The organism is Intestinimonas sp. RTP31139st1_F5_RTP31139_211217 (assembly GCF_040226735.1).
In the GTDB taxonomy this organism is placed as follows: Bacteria; Bacillota; Clostridia; order Oscillospirales; family Oscillospiraceae; genus Intestinimonas; species Intestinimonas butyriciproducens.
The window spans coordinates 18,847-42,786 of record NZ_JBCOAQ010000024.1; the positions used below are offsets into that span (position 1 = coordinate 18,847).

Here is a 23,940-nt window from a genome sequence, read left to right on the forward strand (position 1 = left end):
TCATTTCCTCTTTTCTTTTTAAAAGGCGATTTTCAGGACCAGCTTGTCAACGTCCTCCGGGGCCTTGGGCGCAAGCTTCGGCAGGTGACCTTCACCGGGGTAGACAAGAAGGAACCGTCCCGGCTCCAGGGTGAACGTGTACTCTGGCGCTCCACGGTACATAATGGAATCCTCATCAGCACGGATCTCCACCTCCGTCAGCGTCTCTATCGGGGCCACCATTACCTGTTCAAGCCCAGACAGAACGATGTGGATATCCAGGTAACGCTCATGGGCTTCCATGAGGGATGACTGGGAGATGGGGACAGTGGTGTAGTTGAAGCGATTGCAGTACACGTCGCTGCCCAAGATTTCAGTCCGCCCCATGGGCAGGGAAAAAAGGTCGGTGGACTGGAGAAAGCGGATCCCCATATCCAGATTTTCCGACAGCCCACGATAACGGGCTATCTCAGAGAGCTTATCATAAATCATAGCAGCCTTCTCCTAACCCGGTCTGAAGCACTTGATATGCCGCGCCATACAGACCGGCCATATTTCCAAGCTTGGCGCCTACCACTTGGACGCCGTGGAATCCGGGGATCAGAAGCGCCTTCGTCCGGGCCTGGACGCCTTGGATGGCGTAGGGCTGCTCCATGACCCCGCCGCCTAGAACCACACGGGGGACATTGTACACATGGATCAGACTGACGATTCCGGCCGCCGCCTGGTCGAGCCAGGCGTCAACGACAGCCCGGACAGAGGGGTCCTCCATGCGTTGGAAGACGGCCCGTCCACTCGTCAAAGAGGGGTCCAAACGGCTGGCGGCCAAACAGAGGGCCGTCGCAGAGGCATACCGCTCATAAGTACCGGCGAAAGGGTCCCGGGGGTCCATATCCTCGGGGTGCAGGATCAGGCCGCCCAGCATTCCCCCGGCAGAGGGGCCGGACCCGTAGTAGAGACGGCCATCCAGAACCACGCCGCCGCCGATTCCGGTGCCGTAGGTGATACAGAGATAGTCCCGTACACCTTGGGCGGCGCCATAGGCCCCCTCTCCGAGCGCCGCCGCGCAGACATCGTTGAGGATGACGGCGGGGACATGGAACCGCGCCTCAAAGAATCCCTTTACATCCATGCCGGTATAGCCAGGCAGGTTTTCATTGGCGTATCGGATGACCCCGGTACCTGGGTCCACTTGTCCGGCCGTGCTGACGCCGATGAAGTCAAAGGGCAGCAATGGGCGCAGCAGAGCTGCAGCACGTTCCAGGACAGCGGGGGCACCGCCCTTGCGGGCCAAGGTATCCCCTTCGACCGTCTGAGTGGGGACCTCCCCCTCAAAAAGGCAGGCCTTGATTTTTGTGCCGCCAATGTCTAACGCGGCAATTCGATATCTGCCACTCATTTCAGTACGGCCACAAAACGCTTTGTGATCTCCAGAGGGCGCGTGATAGCGCTGCCCACTACTGCCGTCAGGACACCCAGATCCATGGCATGGCGCAGATGTTCGGGCGTAATGATATTGCCCTCGGCCACCACGGGCTTTCCACAATTTTTGACCAGATATTCGATCATATCAAAGGGAGGCAGCGGGCAGCCCCTGGTGTAAGGGGTATAGCTGGCCATGGTGGTGCCAATGAGGTCGAAGCCCAGCGCGGCGGCCTCCATACCCTCCTCCACGTTGGAGCAATCCGCCATAAAGAGCTGATCCGGGAACTTGGCCCTGACTTTGGAAAAGAAGGTCTCGATGGTCTCACCGCCTGGTCTGTCCCTGCGTGTGGCGTCTGTGGCGATGATCTCCACGCCGCAGGCCGTCAGGGCATCCACCTCCGCTATAGTGGGGGTGATATAGACATCCGGACAGTCGTCATAGACTTTTTTTATAATTCCGATGATGGGAAGGTCCACCATGTTGCGGATTTCCTTAATATCCGCAACAGTATTAGCCCGGATTCCCACGGCTCCTGCCTGAGAAGCCGCCAGTGCCATACGCCCCATGATAAATGAGCTGTGGAGCGGCTCCTCCGGCAGCGCCTGGCAGGAAACGATAAGCCCGCCCTTGATCCTCTGAAGCGTCTCTTCATTGCCGAGTTTCATATTGCCCTCCCTTCTGGTAGGAAACCTTATGCGTATAACCGCAGCCAAGCGGAAAAGAGGTACATGCTGGACCGGGAATGGGTGTGTTCCTGGTGCTCGAGATAGGTATACTGCCTCGTGCCAGAAAGGCTTTGGAACAGCCGTTCAACGGTGCGGGGCGGACAGGTCGCATCCTCACCGCCGGCGGAGAGCAGTACCGGCATCGTCAGCCGATGGGCATGGCTCACGGTATCCACATACCCCAGCCTCATCCAAAAATCAGCCGCCGGGACAGCCTCATAAATTGGCTGAAGCAGGGAATAGGCGTCGCCCTCCAAGCCGGAACCCGGAAAGTCGGTTAGAAACGGGAGATCCGCACAGACGCAGCGCACCCTTTCAGGCCCCAGGATAGACGCCAGGAGCAGGGAGCCCCCGCCCCCCTGACTGGTGCCGAACAGAGACAGGCGCCGTGGCAGAACCTCCGGCCGGGCCTGGGCCCAGCGGATGGCCAGCAAGCAGTCGGAAAGCCAGTCCCCGTAGCCGCCCGGTATCCCGGCGGCAGTGTTGGGCAAGACCGGCCAGTTTCCGTCCGGGAGCGCCAGCTCATCTCTTGTCTTTTCTGGGGTCACATACCCGAGTGGCGAGACGTGCAGGATGTGATAGCCTAAGTCGGCTATCTGGGGGTGCATGGTAATGGAACCGCCGTACCCCGGCAGGTTGATGAGAAGTGGAGCTGGTGTGTTCAGCGCCGGCTGCCAATAGCCATAAAAAGGCCTCCGCCCGTCGCTGGCAGTAAATTTCACATAGCGGTTCACCAAAGTATTCGGGCTGTTGCCAAAGGGGACGCGGATAGGCATATCATCCAGCACCGCCCCCTCCACCGCTACCTTTTCGCTTCCTATGAGAAGTCCTTCCGCCCAGGCGTCCACCTCGCCGGGTGACGGGTAGGCGGATTCCGCCTCCCGGCGCATCCTCGACAATTTATCCATGGTATATCCCCTCGCACAACTGTCATTGTATATATTATATCGAAAGTACGCTTGCTTTTCTATGTGCTATATGCCTATAATTAGGATGATTCGAGCAATTTTTGCGCCAATCATACATTTGTTAAGGAGGCCTCGCCATGCATATACCACCGTCGTTATATTCCGCCATGCGCTTTAACTTTTTGTATGTCGACCGATACGTGTTCCACAAGGGATGGGTTTACCCTGAGACCTACGTTCCCTACTGCATGCTGCGCTACATTCTGAAAGGGAGTGCCGTGTTTACCATCAACGGAGTGGAATACCAGGTCCACGAAAACCAGGTGGCGTATATTCCGGATAGCTGTATGCTGGAGTGCCATGCACTGGGGGATGATTTTGAGTTCATCAGCATTCGCTTTACCGTTACCGTGCGCCTTAACGACAACGATTTCCTGGCGGAGTTTTTCCATATCCCGCCGGTCACCGAAAACGCCGAGCAAGCGGTCCTTTCCTATTTTCAGGAGGTCCACTGCAACGCAACCAGCAGAAACTCCAGCCGTCTGTTCCGCATCAGGGGGAACTTGGAGCTTATCCTGGCCTGGCTGGTAGAGCAGACCCCGGAGGCCGTGTTGGAGGAGAGCGAAGGTCATGAAGCCGACTTTTCTATTGAAAGTATCCGGCATCGGGAGGCACGGTCCTCTGCCATCAAACAGGACCCGCGCATCCAAGTGGTGGTGGACTACTTTATCGCCCATCCCACGGAGCCCTTTGATACCAAATTTCTGAGCGACATGGCCCAGATGAGCCCCAGTTCCCTCCGGCGCCATTTCAAAGAGCACACGGGCAAATCGCCGGGTGATTTTGTCAAAGAACTGCGGATGGTGACGGCGGCCCGCCGCCTGCTGGTGACGAATGACCGGGTCTCCACCATTGCATACGAGCTGGGCTTTGACGACCAGAACTATTTTGCCCGCATGTTCAAATCGGTGTTCGGTGTCTCACCCAACCAATACAGAAAGGCATCCCGGGAGTAGACCTGATGTTAAAACAACAGTTTTTTGATTGTTTTATGCTAATTTTAAGCTAGCTATGGTCTATGAAACTTGGAAGCTCTTTCCTATAATAAACTTGTAAGACGGTTTGCACAAACAATGCGCGAGATAGAAGGAGGAAATTATGAAAAAGGCTATGTCTCTGTTTCTGGCCGTCCTGATGGCGGCGACACTGCTCACGGGGTGCGGCCCGTCCGGTTCAACTCCCTCTTCCCAGACCCCTGACACTCAGGCACCCTCCGCCAGCCAGTCTGCCCAAACCGACGAGCTTGAGGGCGAGATCACGTTCTGGCATTCTTTTACCCAGGGTCCCCGGCTGGAGACCATTCAGGCTGCGGCGGATCAGTTCATGACGGATCATCCCAAGGTAAAAATCAATATCGAGACCTTTTCCTGGGCCGACTTCTACACCAAGTGGACCACGGGTCTGGCCTCCGGCAACGTCCCCGATATGTCCACCGCTCAGGCGGGCCAAGTGGTGGAGATGATCAACGCCGATGCCATCATACCCCTGGACGATCTGATCGACGATATCGGCCGGGACCGCTTCTATGAGTCTCCCCTTCAGGAGATGACCTACTCCGACGGCAACTGCTACGCCGTGCCCATCTACTCCCACGCTTTCGTCATGTGGTACCGCAAAGATCTGCTGGAGAAGTACAATCTGGAGGTCCCCACCACCTGGGACGAGTTTAACACCGCGGCCACCGCGATCACCAAGGGCGAGAACGGCGCCGTATATGGCTGTTCCGTGCCTATGGGCACCAACGACCTCTACGCCACCTGTTTCCTGGATGTCTATGTAGGCAGCCACGGCGAGTCGCTGCTGACGCCCGAGCACAAAGCCAATCTGACCAGCGATACCGCCATACAGGGGATCAAGTTCTGGACCGATATGTACAAGAATAATTCCCCTGCCGATTCCATCAATTATAATACTCTGGATCAGGCGACATTGTACTACCAGGGCAAGAATGCGTTCGACTTTAACTCCGGTTTCCATATTGGCGGCGTGGAGTCCAACACCCCCGAGCTGATGGACTATATCGACTGCGCCCCTGTACCCACCATCAACAAGGGAGACCAGCCCGACTACATCGTCAACAACATGCCCCTGGTGGTATGGAAGAACTCCAAGCATCCGGAGATTTGCAAGGCGTTCATTGAGTATTTCTACCAGCCCGACGTGTACATCCCCTTCCTGCACTCCGTCCCCGTAGGTATGCTGCCCGCACTGAAAGAGATCACCGATGATCCCGCTTTCCTAGCCGATCCCACCATTCAGAAGTACCAGCACGCGATGGAGGTCATCAGCGATGCCCTGAGTCACGGCACTTATGTCGGCATGGAATACGGCCCCTGTGTGGAGGCCGGTATCCTGGCCAATCAGCGGGTGGTGGAGAACATGTTCCAGGACATTGTACTCAACGGCACGCCGGTGGAACAGGCGGCCAAGGCGGCCAATGACCAGCTCAACGACCTGTTTGCAACTGCAACCGGCTAAAGGACGCCCGGAAAAGGAAACAAGGAACCCAGGATACGGCGGGGGCGAATATTTGTCCCCGCCGTGGTTCTGAAAGGGGTTGGCAATATGCGAAGCCGTAAACGAATGATAGCGAAAGTCACCGGCTTTTGCTTCATACTCCCTGCAATGCTGGTGGTGCTGCTTCTGCTGCTCTATCCGGTGATGTCCAGCATCTTCTACAGCTTTACCAACAAGAATCTTATCAAGCCGGCCTATTCTTTTGTCGGGTTTGAAAATTATGCAAAAATCCTCACAGATCCGGTCTTCTGGGCGGCGTTTTGGACCAATATCAAGTGGACGGCGGCATCCTTGCTGGGGCAGCTTCTGGTCGGATTTACCGGTGCCTTGGCACTCAACCGCATCCGCCATGCGGCAGGGGTCTACCGCACATGCCTCATTATACCCTGGGCTTTCCCCTCCATCGTTTTAGCCTTTTCCTGGAAATGGATTTTAAACGGTGTCTCCGGCTTCCTGCCGAATTTTTTGGTCCAGGTTGGCCTTTGTGCCACGCCGCCGCAGTTTTTAAGCAGCGCTGGGCTTGTCTTCCCAACTTTGGTTTTTGTAAACATCTGGTTTGGCGCGCCACTGATTATGGTCAACATCCTCTCTGCCCTCCAAACAGTACCCAAGGACCAATATGAGGCGGCGCAGCTGGATGGAGCCTCAGCCTGGCAGTCTTTTATCCATATCACGGTTCCACATATCCGTATGGTGGTCGGGCTCCTGGTGGTGCTGCGCACCATCTGGGTCTTCAACAGCTTTGATATCATCTACCTCATCACTGGCGGCGGCCCTGCCAACCTGACGCAGACCGTGCCCATTTACGCCTACAACCTTGGCTGGGGGCTGAAGCAACTGGGCCGTTCCTCCGCGGTGACGGTACTGCTGCTACTCTTCCTGCTGGTGGTGTGCGCCCTGTACTTCCGCCTGCTGAATAAATGGGAAAAGGAGGGTGAATGATGCGCAAAAAAAGGCGGCTTCGCCGCGGCTGGCTAGGTGATGTCATCAGTTATGCTTATCTGACCATCCTGGCCGTCATTGCCGCGTTTCCACTGTTGTGGATTCTCCTCTCCTCCGTCAAGAGCAAGGGTGAGCTCACAGGCAACCCTACCGCCATCCTGCCTAAGGAAATCACCTTTGATTTTTTCAAGACCGTGCTGGGACAACTCCATTTTAACGTCAATATCGTCAACAGCATCATCGTGGCCGGTTGTACGACGCTGATCGCTATTACCATTTCCGCTCTGGGGGCTTACGGCGTGGTCCGTTTCTTTCCCAAGTTTGGCAAGGTTTTGACCCGGGTGCTTATCACCACCTATATGTTCCCACCCATCCTGCTGGCGGTGCCCTATTCCATCATCATGGGCAAGGCGGGGATGATGAACAACCGCGCGGGCCTCATCATTGTGTATCTGTCTTTCGCGGTGCCCTACGCCGTATGGCTGCTGGTGGGCTTTTTCCAGACTGTGCCCCTGGAAATCGAAGAGGCGGCCCGGGTGGATGGCGCCAACAAGTTGCAAGTATTCGGTAAAGTGGTCCTGCCCATCGTAGCCCCCGGCGTGGTGGCCGTAGCCATCTACACCTTTATCAACGCCTGGAACGAGTTCCTTTACTCCCTGATTTTAATGAACAGCAGCGACAAAATGACTGTGGCTGTGGCGCTGAAATCTTTGGGAGGGCAGGAAGTCATGGATTGGGGCGTCATGATGGCCGCCTCCGCCCTGGTAGTAGTGCCCTCCGTGGTCTTCTTCATGCTGATCCAGAAGAAAATAGCTGGTGGGTTGGCACAAGGTTCCATTAAATAATATTTTCTACATCAAAGGGGGAATCACTATGAAAACCATTGGCTACGCAATCGTCGGGACCGGGTATTTTGGCGCTGAACTGGGCCGTATCCTAAATGAGCAGGAAGGGGCCAGGGTGGTGGCGGTGCTGGACCCGGACAATGCTCCGGCCATTGCCCAAGAGCTTCACTGTGACCTGGAGACTGATTTGGAGGTTTTGTGTACCAGGCCGGATGTAGATGCTGTGATCGTGGCTACGCCCAATTACCTCCATAAGGAGCCGGTTCTCTGTGCTGCCCGGCACAAAAAAAACATTTTCTGCGAAAAGCCCATCGCCCTGAGTTATGCCGACTGTGACGAGATGGTACGTGCCGCGGAGGAGAATGGTGTGGTTTTCATGGCGGGGCACGTGATGAACTTCTTCCGCGCCGTTCGCCGGACCAAGCAGTTCATTGCCGAAGGCAAAATCGGAAAGGTCCTCTACTGTCATTCCGCCCGGAACGGCTGGGAGGAGGAGCAGCCCTCGGTTAGTTGGAAAAAGATCAGGGCCAAGTCCGGCGGCCACCTCTATCATCATATCCACGAGCTGGACTGTATCCAATTCCTCATGGGTCCTGCCACCGAGGTTACGATGGTAGGCGGCAATGTGGCCCATCAGGGGGAACACTTCGGGGACGAGGATGATATGCTTTTCCTTCAGTTGGAGTTTGGCAACAATACCTACGCCGTGGTGGAATACGGCTCCGCTTTCCACTGGCCGGAGCACTATCTGCTGGTCCAGGGCACTGAGGGAGCCATCCGTATCGATATGTTCAACGTGGGTATGACGGTAAAGACCGCCGACGGGGAGGAGCATTACCTGGTTCACGAGTCCAAAGAGGAAGATGACGAGCGCACCCGGATCTACCACAGCACGGAGATGGACGGGGCCATTCAGTATGGCCACCCCGGCAAGAAGCCGCCGCTGTGGCTCCACGGCATTATGAAAAATGAGATGAGGTTCTTCAACAGCGTCATGCACGGTGAGCCAGTCCCCGACGAGTTCAAGCCGCTCTTGAACGGCAGGGCCGCCCGGGCGGCCATCGCCACTGCAGACGCCGCCACGCGCTCACTTCGGGAGAATCGGAAGGTGAAAGTAGAGGAGATCATCGGCTAAAACTGTGTTTGTATTTAGAAAGTAAGAAGCCTAAGATGTGTTTTGAAAGGAAGGCATTCTATGAAGCAGAAGCATTTACTTCGAACGTTTTCTGCCTTGGCTCTTGCGATGTGTATCTCTTTTTCCATTGCAGTACCGACTGGCGCGGCCTCCGCTGGGACAGCCCAGGGGAACACACTTGCGGAAGTGCTGGACCGCGCTGCAGCCAACGGCTTCTGTTACCGCTATGATGGCGACGATCAGGTTTTCGACGGCAGCCGTATCGTCAATGGTACAGCACAGGACATCTCCCGTCTAAAAGCAAGCGTCCAGGGTACGCTGCTGATTCGTTATCAGAGCGCGGCTGCTGCGAACCAGGTCCTCTTTGCCGCAGGAAAAGATACCGCTGTGGGGCACTATGGCGCGGTATTGGCAAATAAAGTGCCGGCGGTAAACCTTCAACGGATCGATTTCCCTGACGGTATGGTGGCAAATCTCTCTGGAACGGCAGTCGGTCAGGACTGGCACACCTTTGTTTACAGCGTTGATGCTTCCGACCCGGAGGTAAAGACAGCCAAGACCGTGACCAGCTTCGATGGAAGTGCTACTACGCAATTTCCCAACTATGCTTCCTGGTTCAACCAAAACGCTGATGTCAACGACATTCAGTTTTTGAACATCGGCGGTACCTCCGGTGCGCTGGCAAACTCCAATAATAACGCGAATTTCGTGGGCAGGATTGCTTTCGTGGCTTTCCTCCCAGAGGTGTTTACGCAGGCTGAGGCGGCCGCGCTCAGCAGCGAAACCTGGCCGCCCTCCGCAGTGCCTGTCTATTCAGCTCAAAATATCACGATCAACAGCGCCGCAGATGCAGTAGAGCTTAGCTCCGCACTGGTAGATACGCTGAAAGGCCTCCACAATGCCAGCATAATTGTAAAATACCAGAATACCAATACAGGAGTGGGCTCTTTTTTCAGCATCAGCGACCCCACCAAGGTAAACGCCCATTTCCATGTCTATGAGAGCGGAAATACCTTTGGCTTCGAGTTGCGCAACAGTGATAACCCGAAGTATTCTGGTACATGCAGGGTGTACGGTGGAGAACTCAATACCGTTGCTTTTAAGGCGGAGGCCGGCGTAGGATACAAGCTGTTTGCAAACGGCGCATTGGGCAGTACTGTTTCCAAGACCGGAACGGACTACCTCTTCCTGGACGGCATGAGCGGATTGACTACAGCTTTCGTGGGCAAGCTGAAGCGATCCAACGACCAGAACAGCTACCCCTTCACCGGCACCATTGAATCCATTGAAATCTACGCTACAGCTCTGACAGATGAGGAACTGATTGACCGCACGAAGGACACAGCCCGGGAATCCAACGCGATCTTCTTCAACGGAGATGCTACCGGCTCCACGTTCTTCCGTATTCCTTTCCTGCTTGCCGCCTCCGATGGAACCTTGATTGCGGGTACAGACGCCAACTTCGGCAGTACCGGCGACAGCGCGGAAAATATCGACGCGGCGATTCGTATTAAACCGAATGCCGCCGCCCATGACATCATGGAAGGATGGCTGGACGCCTCTGTGCCTGACGTGCTCCACATGAGGGACTACGCTGATGAGTACGGATATAAACAGAAGTCCGCCTCTTTCATCGACGGCGTGATTGTTGAGGATACAGTCCACACAGACCGCGTTCTGCTCCTCATTGACGCCTTTGCCTGGAATGGCGGCGGATTCCAATGGCTCAATGTAGATCAGTATGGTCAAGCCCATGGCGGCACTGCCAGAAGCGTTGCCCTTGGCGACGGCTTCTGCACCATTGGCGGCCAGAAGTATCTGCTCCTCTCCGACCAGAATATCAAGTCCGGCAATATCAATATGAATGTGGATCGCAGCAAGTTTAACTATGCAGCCGACATATATGGGGCCAAAAATGCGGACGGGCGCTATAATGTCTACCACCTTACCGGTACGCCGTTGCCCTACACTTCCAGCGGTACACCGGTGGATGACAGCGGGCTCTCCCTGGGTGCGCTTTCTGAGTATAGCCTGGGGGAAAATTACGAACTCTATAAGGATGGGACGGCTCTGACCGTTACGCAAAAATCCTCTGACGCCACTGCTCCATCCGTCTCTGTTCCAATGAAAATTTTCTACGAGGACTCGGAGCTCCAAGTCTACAACACCAACTACATCATGCAACTTTATTCGACGGACAGCGGTCGGACTTGGCACACGGACAAGCTTATCACGGGTATGGTCAAGAGAGAAGAATCCCACTACTACCTCACTGGGCCGGGCCACGGTATCCAACTCCAGCACGGTGAGCATGCGGGCCGGCTGGTCGTGCCCATTTACTTCCAGGGCGAAGGCGGTGGCGGGCTCACCGGATCTGCTCACACGGAAGTCATTTACAGTGACGACGGCGGCGTGACCTGGGCACATGGGGAACCGCTGCCGAATACACTGGGGCACGAATCGGTCATTGTAGAGCTCCCCAACGGCAACCTGCAAATTTTTATGCGCAATACCGCATCTTCGGGCGGTAAGTGTAAGACGGCTACCAGCCTGGACGGGGGCCTCACTTGGGTTGAGGTCCACTCCACCTTCGGCGATAACAGCGCCGGGACCAACAGCCAGCTATCCGCCATCGCATACAGCCAAGACGTGGTGTCCGCAAAGGACGGCCAATCTTATCCGGCAGTCCTTCTGTCCATGGCTTACAACAGGAGCAGGACCGATGGACGCATCTATGTAGGGCTGCTTAAGGAAAACGGTACTTATGATAACGGGAGCACCAAGTATGAAATTGATTGGGAGTACAAGTATCAGGTCACGGCAGCCGATGAGCTTTTTGCATACAGTAGCATGGTAGAACTCTCTAATGGCAAAGTCGGCATGATCTATGAGGCATCCCCAACCAATTCCTGGGCGGATGGACTACAGTATATGTACTATGGCGAATACGACATCGATAGCTTAACAAGCCAGCCTCTGCAGTAATCTTTTTTTAAAAGTGCCGGGGCGCGTACCGCCAGTCGCTTCGGATGATAAAAAGCGTGCCGAAAAACGCAGAGACCGGGCCCCTCTAATGGGGCCTGATCTCTGCGTTTGCTTTTGGCGCTGCCAAAGACACATCCCTTGGCTATGCCGGGGATAAAAATAGCTTATAGCACGGGGAAAAGGCAAAAAAGTGCCGGGCAGGAAACGATAAGTTTCCTGCCCGGTTTTTCTGGAGCGGAGAGCCGGGGCCTCTACCGGCGGAGGTGCTTAGAAAAAGAGCTCAGGCTCCCGGCGCTTTGCGCACATGGCTTCAAACCCCTTGGCGGCCACTTCGAAAACGGGACCTCTATAGCCTCTGGCCTGCGTGGGGCACAGATAGATACAGGCGCCGCAGGAGATGCAGGTGTCAGTACGGGTGAGCCAAGGCGTTTCCAGAGGGATAGAATGGGTGGGACAATTTTTGGCGCAGGCATAGCATTTCATGCAGTTCTGGTTGCATTCAGGCTGAAAAGGAACGCCCTTGGCCTTTTTGTAGGGCCGGTTTCCCTTTATATGGATCGGGGTGTGCGCGTCCGGGTCGAATCCTGAGAGCTTTTCCCGGCACATGGCGCCAAACTCCGCCATGCGCCGCCTGTCGTCCTCATCGGGCCGACCGGCGGCGACCTTGGTGAAGATGGAATGCTGCGCCACGAAAGCCGCTCCTGCAATTACGCAGAATCCGTTTTCCTCCAGCAGGTCCTGCAGCTCCACCAGAGCGTCGTCATAGTCGCGATTCCCATATACAGCCACAGCGATGGCGGGATTTCCATGCCCTTTCAGATGAGCCAGCAGCATTTCCCGGCAAATACTCGGAATACGCCCGGCATACACCGGCATGGAGACAAGAACTGGCTCTCCGGCGGGAAGCGTCCACTCCTCCGTCAAGGGCCGGCCAAGCAGATCCCGCTCCAGCACCTTTTCCTGGTGGCCTAAGATAGCCCGTGCAGTCTTTTTGGTAGTTCCCCGGGGACTAAAAAAAATGGAAGTCATGGATCTACATCCTTTCTGTCGGTTGTGCGTGAGGACAGGGCTATTATAGCATACATTTCACGCTTTGGGGCAAAAAGTGAAAAGACGACAAGCCGCGCAGGAGGGACAGAAAACGTGGCCAAGTGAAAGCAGTAAAAGTTGTTACATTTTTTATTAAACATATATGAAATGGTTGAAATCTGTGATAAAATAAGCGGCAGGGGCCGGGAAGCCCCGAGGGGGTGGGTGCATAATGGTCAAGTGGTCCCTAGCGGCGGAACTTCTGGCCACGATGATGATCGTGGTCTTGATGGTCTATTACCGGGAAAAGAAATTGGTTGTGACGCGAAAGGGCAAAGTCTACCGGAGCTGTCTGGGATTGTCTCTCGCCACGTTCCTTCTCAATGTGGTCTGTGTATATACCATTGAGCATACGGAGCAAGTCCCCCGGGCGGTCAATCTAATTTTGAACAGCGCATATTTTTTGGCCACTGTGCTCACCTGTTCCGTCATAGTCCTCTATCTCTGCTATCTCATTTTAGAGCATGTCTATGACAAGCGACACCTGAGATGGGCATCGCTGTGTATATCCGGGGCGACCCTGGGATATTTACTGCTGGTTCTGTGGAATTTGAGCAGCGGTGTCCTGTTTTCCTTTGATCCGGCCGGAAACTACCGCCGCGGACCGCTGAACCGCATCGGCTATGCCCTTATGGCGGCGGAACTGCTCCTGCTGGCAGTCTGCTATGTGCAGAACCGCGCCAGTGTGAACCGCCCCATGGTGAAACTGATGCACATGCTTCCGCCTCTTGCCATTTTCCTCACGGCGTTTCAGCTCGCTTATCCCCAGATCCTACTCAACGGCATGATGATGGCCATGGCGGACCTGATTCTTTTTATCAGCTTCCAAAGCAGCCGGATCGAGACGGATGGTCTCACGGGCATTGGGAACCGGAACAGCTTTTTTGCCGAGCTCTCCCTGCGGGTAGCGGGCCGCCAGCAATTTCAGATCGTGCTCCTTTCGCTGCAGCAGTTCGTCACCATCAACCAGCGGTTTGGACATCAGCGGGGGGACGCTTTTCTCTACGAGGTCGCCCGATATCTGGATGGCCTATGTCGGCAGGCCCGTGCCTTTCGGTTCGGGAATGTGGAGTTTGCAGTCGTTTTCCCCTGGAGGGGAGAAACGGAGGCCACGGACAACTTGCAGAAGCTGCGGGAGCGGTTTCAGCGGAATTGGAGGTTGGGAGAGGTGGAGACCCGGCTCACCGCCCGCTTTGCAGAGCTGATTTGCACCGGCCAGAGTTGGAGTCCGACCCAGATCATCGAGGGCTTGGAATATGGTCTCCGGCTGGCCAAGGCAGGGCCGGAAGATACCGTCCGATTCAACGAGCGGACCGCCGCCCTGCTGGAAAAAGAAAGGATGCTGGTCAATATCATGCGCCGCTCGGTTTTGGAGCGGAGGTTCCAGGTCTGGTACCAGCCGATCTACGACTGCCAGAGCGGCGCCTTCACCTCTGCAGAGGCGCTGCTCCGGCTCCAGGACTACGAAGGGAATATGATCTCGCCGGCGGAGTTTATTCCGCTGGCCGAGGAGACGGGGCTCATTGGAGAGCTGAGCTGGATCGTGTTGGAGGGAACCTGTCGCCTGTTAGGGAGTGGGCGGGCGCCTGACCTGAGGTCGGTTTCGATCAATCTCTCCATGCAGCAGTTTGCGGAGCAAGAGCTGATTTCCCGCATTGTGGACAGCCTGGACCGGAACGGCGTGCCCCATGACCGGCTCAAGGTGGAGATCACGGAACGGGTGCTGCTCCAGGATATGGACCGGATGCGGACCGCCATGGCCGAGATGGCGTCCAGGGATATCCATTTTTACTTGGATGACTTCGGGACGGGATACTCCAATCTCTCCTGTGTGCTGGACCTGCCGTTTGAATGCGTCAAGCTGGACCAGAGCCTGGTGGCGGAATTTCCGGATGACCAGCGGGCTGATCTGCTGGTCCGCACGCTGGTGAGCCTTTTCCACAACATGGGCTTGCAGGTGGTGGCGGAGGGGGTCGAGGCGGCGCCACAGGCGGAGGCTCTGGCGCGTTACGGAGCGGACCGGATCCAGGGCTACTATTATGCAAGGCCCATGCCGGAATCCGAACTGATCCCCTTTCTCAAGGAAAAGAACCACGCGCCGCAGGGCGGCGCAAAAGAAGTTTTGGTGTGAGGTGAGGGTATGGACAGCCTGTCCATGACGGTGGTGGCCAGAATTCGAAGCGATTTCCCCACAAAATTCGGCATTCCCCGCCAGAGCGGCCTGGTAGAGGCCCTCAAGGCCTCCGTCATCTTCGAGCCGGAGTATCGGAACCCGGATGCCCTGCGGGGGCTGGAGGGATTTTCCCACCTCTGGCTCATCTGGCAGTTTTCCGAGGCGGTGCGGGACGGCTGGTCTCCCACCGTGCGCCCGCCCCGCCTGGGCGGAAACACGCGGATGGGCGTGTTCGCCACCCGGTCCCCCTTCCGGCCCAATCCCATCGGCCTGTCCTGTGTCAGGCTGGAGAGGGTGGAGCAACACCCCGCCCTGGGGCCGGTGCTGCTGGTGTCGGGGGCGGACCTGATGGACGGAACCCCCATTTTGGACCTCAAGCCGTATCTCCCCTATGCGGACTGCCGCCCGGAGGCGTCCTGCGGCTTTGCCGGTCCGGACGGGGGGAAGCTGCTGGAGGTGGAATTGCCGGAGCGCCTGCGGGCGCTGGTACCGGAGGAGAAGCGAGAGGCATTGCTGGGCATACTAGCCCGTGATCCGCGCCCCTCCTACCAGCAGGACCCCGGACGGGTCTACGGCATGGATTTCGCCGGGCTCAACATCCGATTTTCTGTGGAGGGGCAGGTGCTCCGCGTCTGCGGGGTCCGGCCCATCCCATAACTACAGCGCAAGAACGCGCCGCGGGGAATTCTCCCGCGGCGCGTCCCTACAACAGATTATTTTACCAGTTGGCGGCCGATGATATCCCGCTGGATCTGGTTGGTGCCCTCAAAGATCTGGAAAATCTTTGCGTCACGCATGAGCTTTTCCACCGGATACTCCTTGGAGTAGCCGTTGCCGCCGAAGATCTGAACGGCGTCGGTGGTCACCTTCATGGCGGCGTCACTGCAAAAGCACTTGGCGACGGCGGTGAGTTTTTTGTCAAAGATGCCGGCGTTGGCCGCGCGGCAGACCGCCCAGACCATCTGACGGGCGGACTGGACCTGCATCTCCATGTCGGCCAGCATGGCGGCGATCACGCCCTTCTTGCAGATGGGCTGGCCGCCGACCACACGCTGCTTGGAGTAGGCCACGGCCTCGTCCAGCGCGGCCTGCGCCAAGCCCACGCAGTTGGCGGAATTGGCGGGGCGGGAGACGTTGAGGATGCGCATGGCGATGCTGAAACCCTCGCCCTCCTCGCCCAGACGGTATTTGTCTGGCAGGCGCATATCGTCGAAGAAGAGGGAGCAGGTGTGCACGTTGCGGAATCCCATCTTGTCCTCGTGGTGGCCGGCGTCAAAGCCGGGGGTACCCTTCGGGATCATGAAGGCGGTAATGCCCTTGGAGCCCTTGGACTTGTCGGTTACGGCAAAGGTCACGACGATATCGGCACAGTCCCCGTTGGTGATGAAGGTCTTGCCGCCGTTGATGATGTATCCGTCGCCGTCCTTACGGGCGGTGGTGGCCATGTCCACCGCATTGGAACCGGCGCCGCTCTCCGTGAGGGCGAAGGCAATGACGCCGCCGGCAGTCATGGCTTCCGCGGCCATATGGCGCTGCTCTTCCGTGCCGGCCAGGCGGAAGGGGGTGAAGCCGAATCCCGTCACCCGGGAGGCAAAGCCTACGTCGCCGCGTGCCAGCTCTTCCCGAATGATGGCGCAGGTCAGATAGTCCAGCCCCAGGCCGCCGTACTCTTCCGGCAGGGTCATCATGGGAACGCCCATATCGATGGCCTTTTTGACCAGATATTCCGGACACTCGCCCAGTTTTTCCGACTCGCGGCAGGGCTCTTTGACTTCCTTCTGTGCAAAGTCGCGGAACAGGTTCCTCAGTTCGATCTGCTCTTCTGTCAGCATGAAATCGAAATCTGTCATTGCCATATGCTCTGTCTCCCCCTTATAAATACTAGAATTTTCAACCGGTGTTTTCCCGATATATACATGATTTATTATACGATTTGCCCAATTTTTTGTATAGTATCAAATGAGTTAAGCGCTGTTCGACCTGATACAAACAGTCGTCCCCCGGCGGACGGTCCATAAAAAACCAAAGGGCGCGCCGCGGAAGTTCCTCCTCCACGGCGCGCCCTTTGCGGTCCTGCGGCAGAAGCGCATCCCGTCAGGCTTTACGCAGTGCCTTGCACTGCCGGATAAATTCCATGGGATGCTGGCTGCGGGCGCAGACCTCCTCCTCACTCATGCCTTGGTCCAGAAAACGAAGGACCACGGTGGACATCGCCTCACCCAGCTCGATGATGTGCCCATCCGGATCGTAGAAGCGCAGGACGCGCTGCCCCCAGGGGTACTCCCTCACCTCATGGAGCAGCTCTACCCCTGCGGCTTTTACACGGGCCGCATCTCCGTCGAAGTCCTGGCTTTCAAAGTAGAGCTCCGCATTATGGGCGCGGTAGACCGTCCGCTCCTCGGGAAAGCCCGCCAGCGCCGAGAATCCCTCCTGGAGTGTGGGGCCGCCTTCGAACACCAGGTTTGCGCCAAAGTCCAGAGCCACCTTCCGGCCCAGCACGGTCTCATAGAAAGAGCGGGATACAGCCATGGAGCGCACGGCAAACAAAGCCCCTTGAAATTCCATAGAAACACCTCCTTCCTGCGGGACGATCATACCACTAAGGCTTCAGCGGCTCCTTGTAAAAACCGGACATGTGGGCAAGGTAGCGCCCCGGGGATACGCCGCAGACTGACTTGAATTCATGGATAAAGTGGGACTGGTCGAAATAGCCCAATTCTTGTGCCAGTCTGGTCAGGGAAGGGGGCCCGGCCTGGAGAGCGCGGATGGCGGCGTTTACCCGAAGTACCTGGAAATAGGCTTTGCAGCCCATGCCGGCCCCCTCACGGAAAAGGCGGGAGAGGTGGCGGGAGCTGTAGCCGGAGGAGGCCGCCAGCGCCTGCTGGGAAGAAAGGCATTTCGATCCCAACAAGGGGAGGACAGGGGATGGTACAGGGTCACGGGCCAGAAGCGCGGCATCCATGCGCGCAGCAAAATCATCCAGATCACTGGCTTGGGAGAAGGCCCCACAGGCCATCACATATAGCTCCGGAGCGGCGTCCTCCAGGGGCCAGGTCCTGTCGGAGAGCTCCCATTGAGGGATGCCGGTGAAAGCGAACAGGCCGCCCGGCCGGAACTCCACGAAAAAACGGGGAGGGCCGACGCCCAGGTCATTGTGGACGGTGACGGCTTGGGTGGTGGGGCCGTACAGCACACCCCTGGGACCGGATGGGAGCAGGGTAAAGACCAGGCAGCCGCTGGCATCCGGGATGAGGACCAGGGGCGGCGGGCTATCCGGGTCCCGCCATTGGCGGGAGCCGCCGGCGGCGCAGTGCTCCGGATGGGGCAGGCAATAGGTATAATGGGCCACATAGGGCCGCAGAGAGGGGTGGGGGGCCAGATAGAGATGGGTGGCGGTCCTGTACATCAGGGTGGAAAAACGATTGGAAAAACACATGCGCTGCACAGCGCCACCTCCTTTGCTGTTGCTGTTATCGTATCACGGACCGCGGGGTCTGTACAGAGAGAAAAAAGTAAGGTAAACTATCAGCAGAAGAAGCAGAACGGGAAAAGGAGCGAATGCTATGAACGAGATCATTCAAAGCCTCTATGCCAGAAAGTCCGTGCGGGCCTACACAGACCGCCCGGTGCCGGCAGAGGTCAAGCGGACGGTACTGGCGGCCGCGGTCCAGGCGCCCACCGCCGGGGGCCAGCAGCTCTATACCATTCTGGACATCACGGACCAGCGCCTTAAGGATACCCTGGCCGAGACCTGTGACCACCAGCCCTTTATCTCCACAGCCCCGGTGGTGCTCATCTTCTGCGCCGACTGCCTCCGGTGGTGGGATGCCTATGCCGAGGCCGGCTGCGATCCCAGGCGCCCCGGACCGGGGGATCTGATGCTGGCGGTGAACGATGCGGTGATCGCGGCACAGAACGCCGTGGTGGCCGCCGAGAGCCTGGGGCTTGGCTCCTGCTATATCGGAGACATTATGGAGCGGTACGAAGAGCACCGGCGGCTGCTCGGACTGCCGGAGTGGGTGTTTCCGGCCTGTATGCTGGTGATGGGCTACCCCACCCGGCAGCAGCGGGAACGAAAGAAAGCGGCACGGTTCGAGCAGCGGTTCATCGTGCAGGAGAACGCCTACTGCCGTCTGGAGGGGACACGGCTGCGGGAAATGTATCGGGGACACACGGGGGCGCAGAGCTTTGAGGACTTCCTCGCCGCATTTTGCAGGCGAAAATATGAATCTGACTTTTCCAGGGAAATGAGCCGCTCCGTGGGGCAATATCTGAAGGACTTTCAAGGGGAGGCGGAGGTGTGATCCATCTTTACTGCGGGGACGGAAAGGGAAAGACCACGGCGGCCATGGGCTTGGCGATGAGGTCGGCCGGGCGGGGAAACCGGGTGGTGGTGGCCCAATTTCTGAAAAACGCGGACAGCGGGGAGCGGGCGGCCTTATCCCTGCTCCCGAGTATCCTGCTGCTGGACGCCCCGGAGATCATGAAGTTCGTCTTTCAGATGACCCCGGAGGAAAAGAAGGCCGAGCGGGAGCGGCAGACCGCTCTCTTTGACGCGGCGGTGACCCTGGCCTCGAGAGAAAGGGCGGGACTTCTGGTGCTGGACGAGATGTGCTCTGCGGTGAACACAGGGATGGTCTCTCTGGAGCGGGTGACGGAATTTCTGGATCATATGCCCGCTGGTCTGGAGGTGGTCCTGACCGGTCGGGACCCGGCCCCCGAGCTGGAGCGCCGGGCGGATTATATCACTGAGATGAGAAAGTGCAAACACCCCTACGATCGGGGGGTGGCGCCCAGGCTGGGCGTGGAGTGGTAGGCGGTGAAACACGCTCTGCCGTAGGGAAAAAGACGGCGCGGGCATCCTGGCGGACAAAACTCGACAGGCTTTTTGAAAACTGTGGAATTGGTAAGACCAATTTTGTTTGAAATCATCAGAAGTTTCGAAAAGTAAGGTTGATTTTTTGTATTTGAATGATATAATTTTAGTCAGCCAACACCGATTTTACTGATGTTACCAAGAAGGATCATCCGAAGGAGGACAATTGAATGGCAAAGTACGTCTACGAATTCTCCGAGGGCAATGGCAGCATGCGTGAGCTGCTGGGCGGCAAGGGCGCCAACCTGGCGGAGATGTCCAATCTGGGCATGCCCGTGCCCCAGGGCTTTACGGTCACCACCGAGGCCTGTACCCAGTATTATAACGATGGCCGCGCCATCAACGCCGATATCCAGGCCGAGATCATGGAGCATCTGGCCAAGCTGGAGGAGAAGACCGGCAAGAAGTTCGGCGATCCCTCCAACCCCCTGCTGGTCTCCGTCCGCTCCGGCGCCCGGGCCTCCATGCCCGGCATGATGGACACCATCCTCAACCTGGGTCTCAACGACATTGCCGTGGAGGGCTTTGCCAAAAAGACCGGCAACCCCCGCTTTGCCTATGATTCTTACCGTCGTTTTATCCAGATGTTTTCCGACGTGGTCATGGAGCTATCCAAGAAGCGTTTTGAGGAGATCATCGACGCCAAAAAGGCCGAGAAGGGCGTCAAGCTGGACACCGAGCTGGATGCCGACGATCTGAAGGATCTGGTGGTCCGCTTCAAGCAGTTTTACAAGGATGAGAAGGGCGAGGAGTTCCCCCAGGAACCCAAGGAGCAGCTCATGGAGGCCGTCAAGGCCGTGTTTCGCTCCTGGGACAACCCCCGGGCCAATGTCTACCGCCGCATGAACGAGATCCCCTATGACTGGGGCACCGCCGTCAACGTCCAGTCCATGGTGTTCGGCAACTCCGGCGACAACTCGGGTACCGGCGTGGCCTTTACCCGCAACCCCGCCACCGGTGAGAAGGCCCTCTTCGGCGAGTACCTCATCAACGCCCAGGGCGAGGACGTGGTGGCCGGTGTGCGGACCCCCTCTCCCATCAGCAAGCTCCAGGAGGAGATGCCCCACGTCTACGAGCAGTTTGCCGACATTGCAAACCGTCTGGAGCAGCATTATAAGGACATGCAGGACATGGAGTTTACCATCGAGGACGGCAAACTCTATATGCTCCAGACCCGCAACGGCAAGCGCACCGCCGCCGCCGCCCTGAAGGTGGCTGTGGACCTGGTGGACGAGGGGATGATCGACGAGAAGGAGGCCGTCCTTCGCGTGGAGCCTAAGCAGCTCGACTCGCTGCTCCACCCCCAGTTTGACCCCGACGCCCTGAAGAAGGCCGAGGTCATCGGCAAGGGCCTGGCCGCCTCTCCCGGCGCGGCCTGCGGCAAGGTGGTCTTTACCGCGGAGGACGCCAAGGAGTGGCATGCCCGGGGCGAGAAGGTGGTCCTGGTCCGCCTGGAGACCTCGCCCGAGGACATTGAGGGTATGCAGGTCGCCCAGGGCATCCTCACCGTCCGCGGCGGTATGACCTCTCACGCCGCCGTGGTGGCCCGCGGCATGGGCACCTGCTGTGTGTCCGGCTGCGGCGACATCGTGGTGGACTACGCAGGCAAAAAATTCTCCCTGGGCGGCAAGGATTACCACGAGGGGGACTACATCTCCATCGACGGCTCCACCGGCAACATCTACGGCGAGGCGATCCCCACCGTGCCCGCCGATGTGGCCTCCGGCAATTTTGGGCGTTTCATGGGCTGGGCCGACAAGTATCGCCAGCTCCAGGTCTATACCAACGCGGACACACCCCGGGATGCCAAGCAGGCCCGCGCCTTCGGCGCCGAGGGCATCGGCCTCACCCGTACAGAGCACATGTTCTTCGAGGAGAGCCGTATCAAAGCGATGCGTGAGATGATCGTGGCCGACAACACCGCCGACCGCGAGAAGGCATTAGCGAAGATCATGCCCTATCAGCAGAGCGACTTCGAGGGCCTTTACGAGGCCATGGAGGGCCGTCCGGTGGTCATCCGCTATCTGGATCCCCCGCTCCATGAGTTCCTGCCCACCAAGGAGGAGGACATCCAGGAGATCGCCTCCGACCTGGGGATTACGGTGGAGAAGCTGAAGAACGTCATCGCCTCTCTCCATGAGTTCAACCCCATGATGGGGCACCGCGGCTGCCGGCTGGCCGTCTCCTACCCCGAGATCGCCCGGATGCAGACCACTGCCGTAATCAATGCGGCCATTGCCGTCACCAAGCGGGGCAAGTACGTCATTGAGCCCCAGATCATGATTCCCCTGGTGGGCGAGGTCAAGGAGCTCAAGTTTGTCAAGGACATCGTGGTGGAGACCGCCGACAAGATCATCAAGGAATCCGGCGTGGATCTCAAGTATGAGGTCGGCACCATGATCGAGATCCCCCGCGCCGCCCTGCTGGCCGACGAGATCGCCACCGAGGCAGAGTTCTTCTCCTTCGGTACCAACGACCTCACGCAGATGACCTTCGGCTTCAGCCGCGATGACGCCGGTAAGTTCCTCAGCTATTACTACGACCAGAAGATCTACGAGTCCGATCCGTTCGCCCACCTGGACCAGAAGGGTGTGGGCAAGCTGGTGAAGATGGCTGCAGAGCTGGGCCGCAAGACCCGCCCCTCCATCCATATGGGTATCTGCGGCGAGCACGGCGGCGATCCCACCTCTGTGGAGTTCTGCCACGCTGTGGGCCTCACCTATGTCTCCTGCTCACCCTTCCGTGTGCCCATTGCCCGTCTGGCCGCCGCGCAGGCCGCCATCAAGAACCCTCGGTAATGAGATAAAAAGAGGCTCCGTGCCGGTGGTGCGGAGCCCCTTTTTATCCCCATACGCAAGAGAACAGGAGGATTTTTTATGGACCTCGATTCCTTTGCCAGCATGTTGGCTTCACAGATGAACCGTCCCGCCGTGCCAATCCGCCAGCAGTTGGACACATTGAAACGGCTGGGCATCCGTTTGACACCGAAACAGGAGGAAGGATTTTTGTCCCAAAGCGCCCGCTATGAGGACCCGGCCTATGCCGCCATCCTGACCGAGCTGGGGGCGGCGGACAGCGACCAGGTATATGCGTTCGACGCCGAAGTGACCCAGCGCTCCACCATGTATCGGGATCTCATTGGAGCGCTGCTGCGGCTCACCGGGGGAGAACTGGACCTCCAAGATGTACGCGAGAGCGGCGAGAACGCCGATTTGGAGGGGCCTGGCGGGACATGGAGGGTGAGCTTTACCCTGAATGGACACCCCTACCAATATGACGCGGACTTTTTAGGGGACTGGCTGGATATGAATGTGCTGGCCTTCCTCAACAGCGCCCTGGAAAAAGAGAAGATCAAAAAGCGCTTTCTTACGGTGGACGACTTCAACATCCAGGGAGTGGTGGTTTTTTTCCGAACCCCGGAGTGGGGCAGATTTTTCAGCGCGGGAACGCAGCTCGCCGTCAAGGGCTGCTGAAAGGACCCGCGGAGGCGTTCGCCTCCGCGGGTCCTTTTTGTAATGCGAAAACCTCCGACTGAACCGGTGGGTATCTATTGGCGGCTGGAAGGGAGATGCCTGCTTCCCCACATCCGCGGGAAAGGATCGGCAGAACCCCGTTATGTGACGAAAAAGCCGAAAAATCACGGTGATATCCTCCTTTACATCTTTGGTGTGGATGTGATATAATACCCTCGATATTTTGTGACGTAATATCCAAAACCACGAAAGGAGGCAAAACGGTGGAAGAGCTGGAAGAACTGAAAAAGCGCCTGGAGGAGGAGCGGCCCATGGTTTGGGACGGCTTTCCGGATATTGGGCTTTACATGGATCAGGTGATCTCCTACGTCTCCCGCCAGCTCATCACCTATGACGGAGGAGAGACCCTCACCCCGGCCATGGTCAATAATTATATTAAGGACGGGCTCCTGCCCAGGGCGGACGGCAAAAAGTACGCCAGGACCCACCTGGCCTACCTGACCGCGATCTGCGCGCTGAAGCAGGTCCTCTCGGTAAAGGAGACCCGGGCGCTCCTGGCTGCAGACCGCAAAGGGAGGACGGCGGAAGAACTGTACGCCATGTTCTACGAGGAACTCTCCCTGGCGCTGGACTGCACGGCGGAGGTGCTGCCGCCGGACCTGCCCGAGGAGGAGCTGCCCCGCCTGGCGCTCCGTTTGGCTCTGCGCAGCTATGCCGACAAGCTGGCCTGTGAACGCATCCTTGGACTGATCACGCCGCCGGAGGTCAAGGCGGAACGCCGCAAAAGATGAATCCAGATAGGCAAAA

At 57.7% G+C, this 23,940-nt stretch carries 21 protein-coding genes; 13 read left to right on the forward strand and 8 right to left on the reverse strand.

All coding sequences use genetic code 11. The features are described from left to right. Window positions 1-18 precede the first annotated feature (18 nt). The 4 genes from ABUA09_RS13150 to ABUA09_RS13165 are packed head-to-tail and all read right to left on the reverse strand — an operon-like array spanning window position 19 to window position 3,038. Complete coding sequence (locus tag ABUA09_RS13150) at window positions 19-471, reverse strand: NanQ anomerase/TabA/YiaL family protein (protein WP_033118274.1); 453 nt, start codon at window positions 469-471, stop codon at window positions 19-21. Continuing rightward, entirely contained in the window at window positions 461-1,378 is a 918-nt protein-coding gene (locus tag ABUA09_RS13155) for an ROK family protein (protein WP_208319275.1), read from the reverse strand. The genes ABUA09_RS13150 and ABUA09_RS13155 overlap by 11 nt, the downstream gene beginning before the upstream one ends. Further along, window positions 1,375-2,070 (reverse strand): N-acetylmannosamine-6-phosphate 2-epimerase, encoded by a 696-nt coding sequence (locus ABUA09_RS13160; RefSeq protein WP_058118629.1) that lies wholly within the window; start codon window positions 2,068-2,070, stop codon window positions 1,375-1,377. Before ABUA09_RS13160 ends, ABUA09_RS13155 begins: the two co-directional genes overlap by 4 nt. A gap of 26 nt (window positions 2,071-2,096) precedes the next feature. Further along, window positions 2,097-3,038, reverse strand: a complete 942-nt coding sequence (locus ABUA09_RS13165) for an acetylxylan esterase (protein ID WP_081959907.1) — start codon at window positions 3,036-3,038, stop codon at window positions 2,097-2,099. A 137-nt stretch (window positions 3,039-3,175) separates the two neighbouring features. On the opposite strand from ABUA09_RS13165, the gene ABUA09_RS13170 reads away from it, so the two are divergent. The 6 genes from ABUA09_RS13170 to ABUA09_RS13195 all read left to right on the forward strand — a co-directional run bounded on the left by ABUA09_RS13170 (window position 3,176) and on the right by ABUA09_RS13195 (window position 11,522). Continuing rightward, the gene (locus ABUA09_RS13170) at window positions 3,176-4,054 is read left to right on the forward strand and encodes an AraC family transcriptional regulator (protein ID WP_116722279.1); all 879 of its coding nucleotides are present in this window, start codon (window positions 3,176-3,178) and stop codon (window positions 4,052-4,054) included. A 142-nt stretch (window positions 4,055-4,196) separates the two neighbouring features. Then, window positions 4,197-5,576, forward strand: coding sequence for an ABC transporter substrate-binding protein (locus tag ABUA09_RS13175; RefSeq protein ID WP_033118279.1), 1,380 nt, complete (start codon window positions 4,197-4,199; stop codon window positions 5,574-5,576). Window positions 5,577-5,639: 63 nt separating this feature from the next. Then, a complete protein-coding gene (locus ABUA09_RS13180; protein ID WP_338135513.1) occupies window positions 5,640-6,557 on the forward strand; it encodes a carbohydrate ABC transporter permease in 918 nt (305 codons plus the stop codon). After that, the gene (locus tag ABUA09_RS13185; RefSeq protein ID WP_195608179.1) at window positions 6,557-7,402 is read left to right on the forward strand and encodes a carbohydrate ABC transporter permease; all 846 of its coding nucleotides are present in this window, start codon (window positions 6,557-6,559) and stop codon (window positions 7,400-7,402) included. Before ABUA09_RS13180 ends, ABUA09_RS13185 begins: the two co-directional genes overlap by 1 nt. Before the next feature lie 28 nt (window positions 7,403-7,430). Next, window positions 7,431-8,537: a Gfo/Idh/MocA family protein gene (locus tag ABUA09_RS13190; protein ID WP_058118626.1), complete on the forward strand. Its 1,107-nt coding sequence runs from the start codon at window positions 7,431-7,433 to the stop codon at window positions 8,535-8,537. 60 nt (window positions 8,538-8,597) lie between these two features. After that, window positions 8,598-11,522, forward strand: coding sequence for a sialidase domain-containing protein (locus ABUA09_RS13195; protein ID WP_058118625.1), 2,925 nt, complete (start codon window positions 8,598-8,600; stop codon window positions 11,520-11,522). A gap of 267 nt (window positions 11,523-11,789) precedes the next feature. Here ABUA09_RS13195 and ABUA09_RS13200 read toward each other — a convergent pair whose 3' ends face one another. Continuing rightward, the gene (locus tag ABUA09_RS13200; protein WP_058118624.1) at window positions 11,790-12,551 is read right to left on the reverse strand and encodes a 4Fe-4S binding protein; all 762 of its coding nucleotides are present in this window, start codon (window positions 12,549-12,551) and stop codon (window positions 11,790-11,792) included. Window positions 12,552-12,783: 232 nt separating this feature from the next. On the opposite strand from ABUA09_RS13200, the gene ABUA09_RS13205 reads away from it, so the two are divergent. Continuing rightward, window positions 12,784-14,742 (forward strand): putative bifunctional diguanylate cyclase/phosphodiesterase, encoded by a 1,959-nt coding sequence (locus tag ABUA09_RS13205; RefSeq protein ID WP_279204996.1) that lies wholly within the window; start codon window positions 12,784-12,786, stop codon window positions 14,740-14,742. Between the two features lie 9 nt (window positions 14,743-14,751). Continuing rightward, complete coding sequence (gene tsaA, locus ABUA09_RS13210; protein ID WP_033119368.1) at window positions 14,752-15,441, forward strand: tRNA (N6-threonylcarbamoyladenosine(37)-N6)-methyltransferase TrmO; 690 nt, start codon at window positions 14,752-14,754, stop codon at window positions 15,439-15,441. A 56-nt stretch (window positions 15,442-15,497) separates the two neighbouring features. Here the strand turns inward: tsaA and ABUA09_RS13215 are convergent, their stop codons facing one another. The 3 genes from ABUA09_RS13215 to ABUA09_RS13225 form a co-directional block, all read right to left on the reverse strand. After that, on the reverse strand, window positions 15,498-16,640 hold the full coding sequence (locus ABUA09_RS13215; protein WP_058118621.1) for an acyl-CoA dehydrogenase family protein: 1,143 nt from the start codon (window positions 16,638-16,640) through the stop codon (window positions 15,498-15,500). 238 nt (window positions 16,641-16,878) lie between these two features. Beyond that, window positions 16,879-17,349, reverse strand: a complete 471-nt coding sequence (locus ABUA09_RS13220) for a VOC family protein (protein ID WP_033119367.1) — start codon at window positions 17,347-17,349, stop codon at window positions 16,879-16,881. Between the two features lie 34 nt (window positions 17,350-17,383). Then, window positions 17,384-18,220: a helix-turn-helix domain-containing protein gene (locus ABUA09_RS13225; protein ID WP_227151783.1), complete on the reverse strand. Its 837-nt coding sequence runs from the start codon at window positions 18,218-18,220 to the stop codon at window positions 17,384-17,386. A 127-nt stretch (window positions 18,221-18,347) separates the two neighbouring features. Here ABUA09_RS13225 and ABUA09_RS13230 point away from each other — a divergent pair, with 127 nt between their 5' ends. The 5 genes from ABUA09_RS13230 (at window position 18,348) to ABUA09_RS13250 (ending at window position 23,924) form a co-directional block, all read left to right on the forward strand. Next, on the forward strand, window positions 18,348-19,088 hold the full coding sequence (locus ABUA09_RS13230) for a nitroreductase family protein (RefSeq protein WP_075704782.1): 741 nt from the start codon (window positions 18,348-18,350) through the stop codon (window positions 19,086-19,088). Next, entirely contained in the window at window positions 19,085-19,600 is a 516-nt protein-coding gene (locus tag ABUA09_RS13235; RefSeq protein ID WP_195608183.1) for a cob(I)yrinic acid a,c-diamide adenosyltransferase, read from the forward strand. Before ABUA09_RS13230 ends, ABUA09_RS13235 begins: the two co-directional genes overlap by 4 nt. A 230-nt stretch (window positions 19,601-19,830) precedes the next feature. Then, complete coding sequence (ppdK, locus tag ABUA09_RS13240) at window positions 19,831-22,458, forward strand: pyruvate, phosphate dikinase (protein ID WP_033119113.1); 2,628 nt, start codon at window positions 19,831-19,833, stop codon at window positions 22,456-22,458. A 78-nt stretch (window positions 22,459-22,536) separates the two neighbouring features. Next, window positions 22,537-23,133: a hypothetical protein gene (locus ABUA09_RS13245; protein ID WP_208319270.1), complete on the forward strand. Its 597-nt coding sequence runs from the start codon at window positions 22,537-22,539 to the stop codon at window positions 23,131-23,133. A gap of 263 nt (window positions 23,134-23,396) precedes the next feature. After that, window positions 23,397-23,924, forward strand: a complete 528-nt coding sequence (locus ABUA09_RS13250; protein ID WP_033119115.1) for a DUF1836 domain-containing protein — start codon at window positions 23,397-23,399, stop codon at window positions 23,922-23,924. Window positions 23,925-23,940: the final 16 nt, after the last annotated feature.

Bases quoted from the DNA above. Each gene is read 5' to 3' on its own strand.
- ABUA09_RS13150 (WP_033118274.1), bottom strand. From the start codon at position 471: ATGATTTATGATAAGCTCTCTGAGATAGCCCGTTATCGTGGGCTGTCG.
- ABUA09_RS13155 (WP_208319275.1), bottom strand. From the start codon at position 1,378: ATGAGTGGCAGATATCGAATTGCCGCGTTAGACATTGGCGGCACAAAA.
- ABUA09_RS13160 (WP_058118629.1), bottom strand. From the start codon at position 2,070: ATGAAACTCGGCAATGAAGAGACGCTTCAGAGGATCAAGGGCGGGCTT.
- ABUA09_RS13165 (WP_081959907.1), bottom strand. From the start codon at position 3,038: ATGGATAAATTGTCGAGGATGCGCCGGGAGGCGGAATCCGCCTACCCG.
- ABUA09_RS13170 (WP_116722279.1), top strand. From the start codon at position 3,176: ATGCATATACCACCGTCGTTATATTCCGCCATGCGCTTTAACTTTTTG.
- ABUA09_RS13175 (WP_033118279.1), top strand. From the start codon at position 4,197: ATGAAAAAGGCTATGTCTCTGTTTCTGGCCGTCCTGATGGCGGCGACA.
- ABUA09_RS13185 (WP_195608179.1), top strand. From the start codon at position 6,557: ATGCGCAAAAAAAGGCGGCTTCGCCGCGGCTGGCTAGGTGATGTCATC.
- ABUA09_RS13190 (WP_058118626.1), top strand. From the start codon at position 7,431: ATGAAAACCATTGGCTACGCAATCGTCGGGACCGGGTATTTTGGCGCT.
- ABUA09_RS13195 (WP_058118625.1), top strand. From the start codon at position 8,598: ATGAAGCAGAAGCATTTACTTCGAACGTTTTCTGCCTTGGCTCTTGCG.
- ABUA09_RS13200 (WP_058118624.1), bottom strand. From the start codon at position 12,551: ATGACTTCCATTTTTTTTAGTCCCCGGGGAACTACCAAAAAGACTGCA.
- ABUA09_RS13205 (WP_279204996.1), top strand. From the start codon at position 12,784: ATGGTCAAGTGGTCCCTAGCGGCGGAACTTCTGGCCACGATGATGATC.
- tsaA (WP_033119368.1), top strand. From the start codon at position 14,752: ATGGACAGCCTGTCCATGACGGTGGTGGCCAGAATTCGAAGCGATTTC.
- ABUA09_RS13215 (WP_058118621.1), bottom strand. From the start codon at position 16,640: ATGGCAATGACAGATTTCGATTTCATGCTGACAGAAGAGCAGATCGAA.
- ABUA09_RS13220 (WP_033119367.1), bottom strand. From the start codon at position 17,349: ATGGAATTTCAAGGGGCTTTGTTTGCCGTGCGCTCCATGGCTGTATCC.
- ABUA09_RS13225 (WP_227151783.1), bottom strand. From the start codon at position 18,220: ATGTGTTTTTCCAATCGTTTTTCCACCCTGATGTACAGGACCGCCACC.
- ABUA09_RS13230 (WP_075704782.1), top strand. From the start codon at position 18,348: ATGAACGAGATCATTCAAAGCCTCTATGCCAGAAAGTCCGTGCGGGCC.
- ppdK (WP_033119113.1), top strand. From the start codon at position 19,831: ATGGCAAAGTACGTCTACGAATTCTCCGAGGGCAATGGCAGCATGCGT.
- ABUA09_RS13245 (WP_208319270.1), top strand. From the start codon at position 22,537: ATGGACCTCGATTCCTTTGCCAGCATGTTGGCTTCACAGATGAACCGT.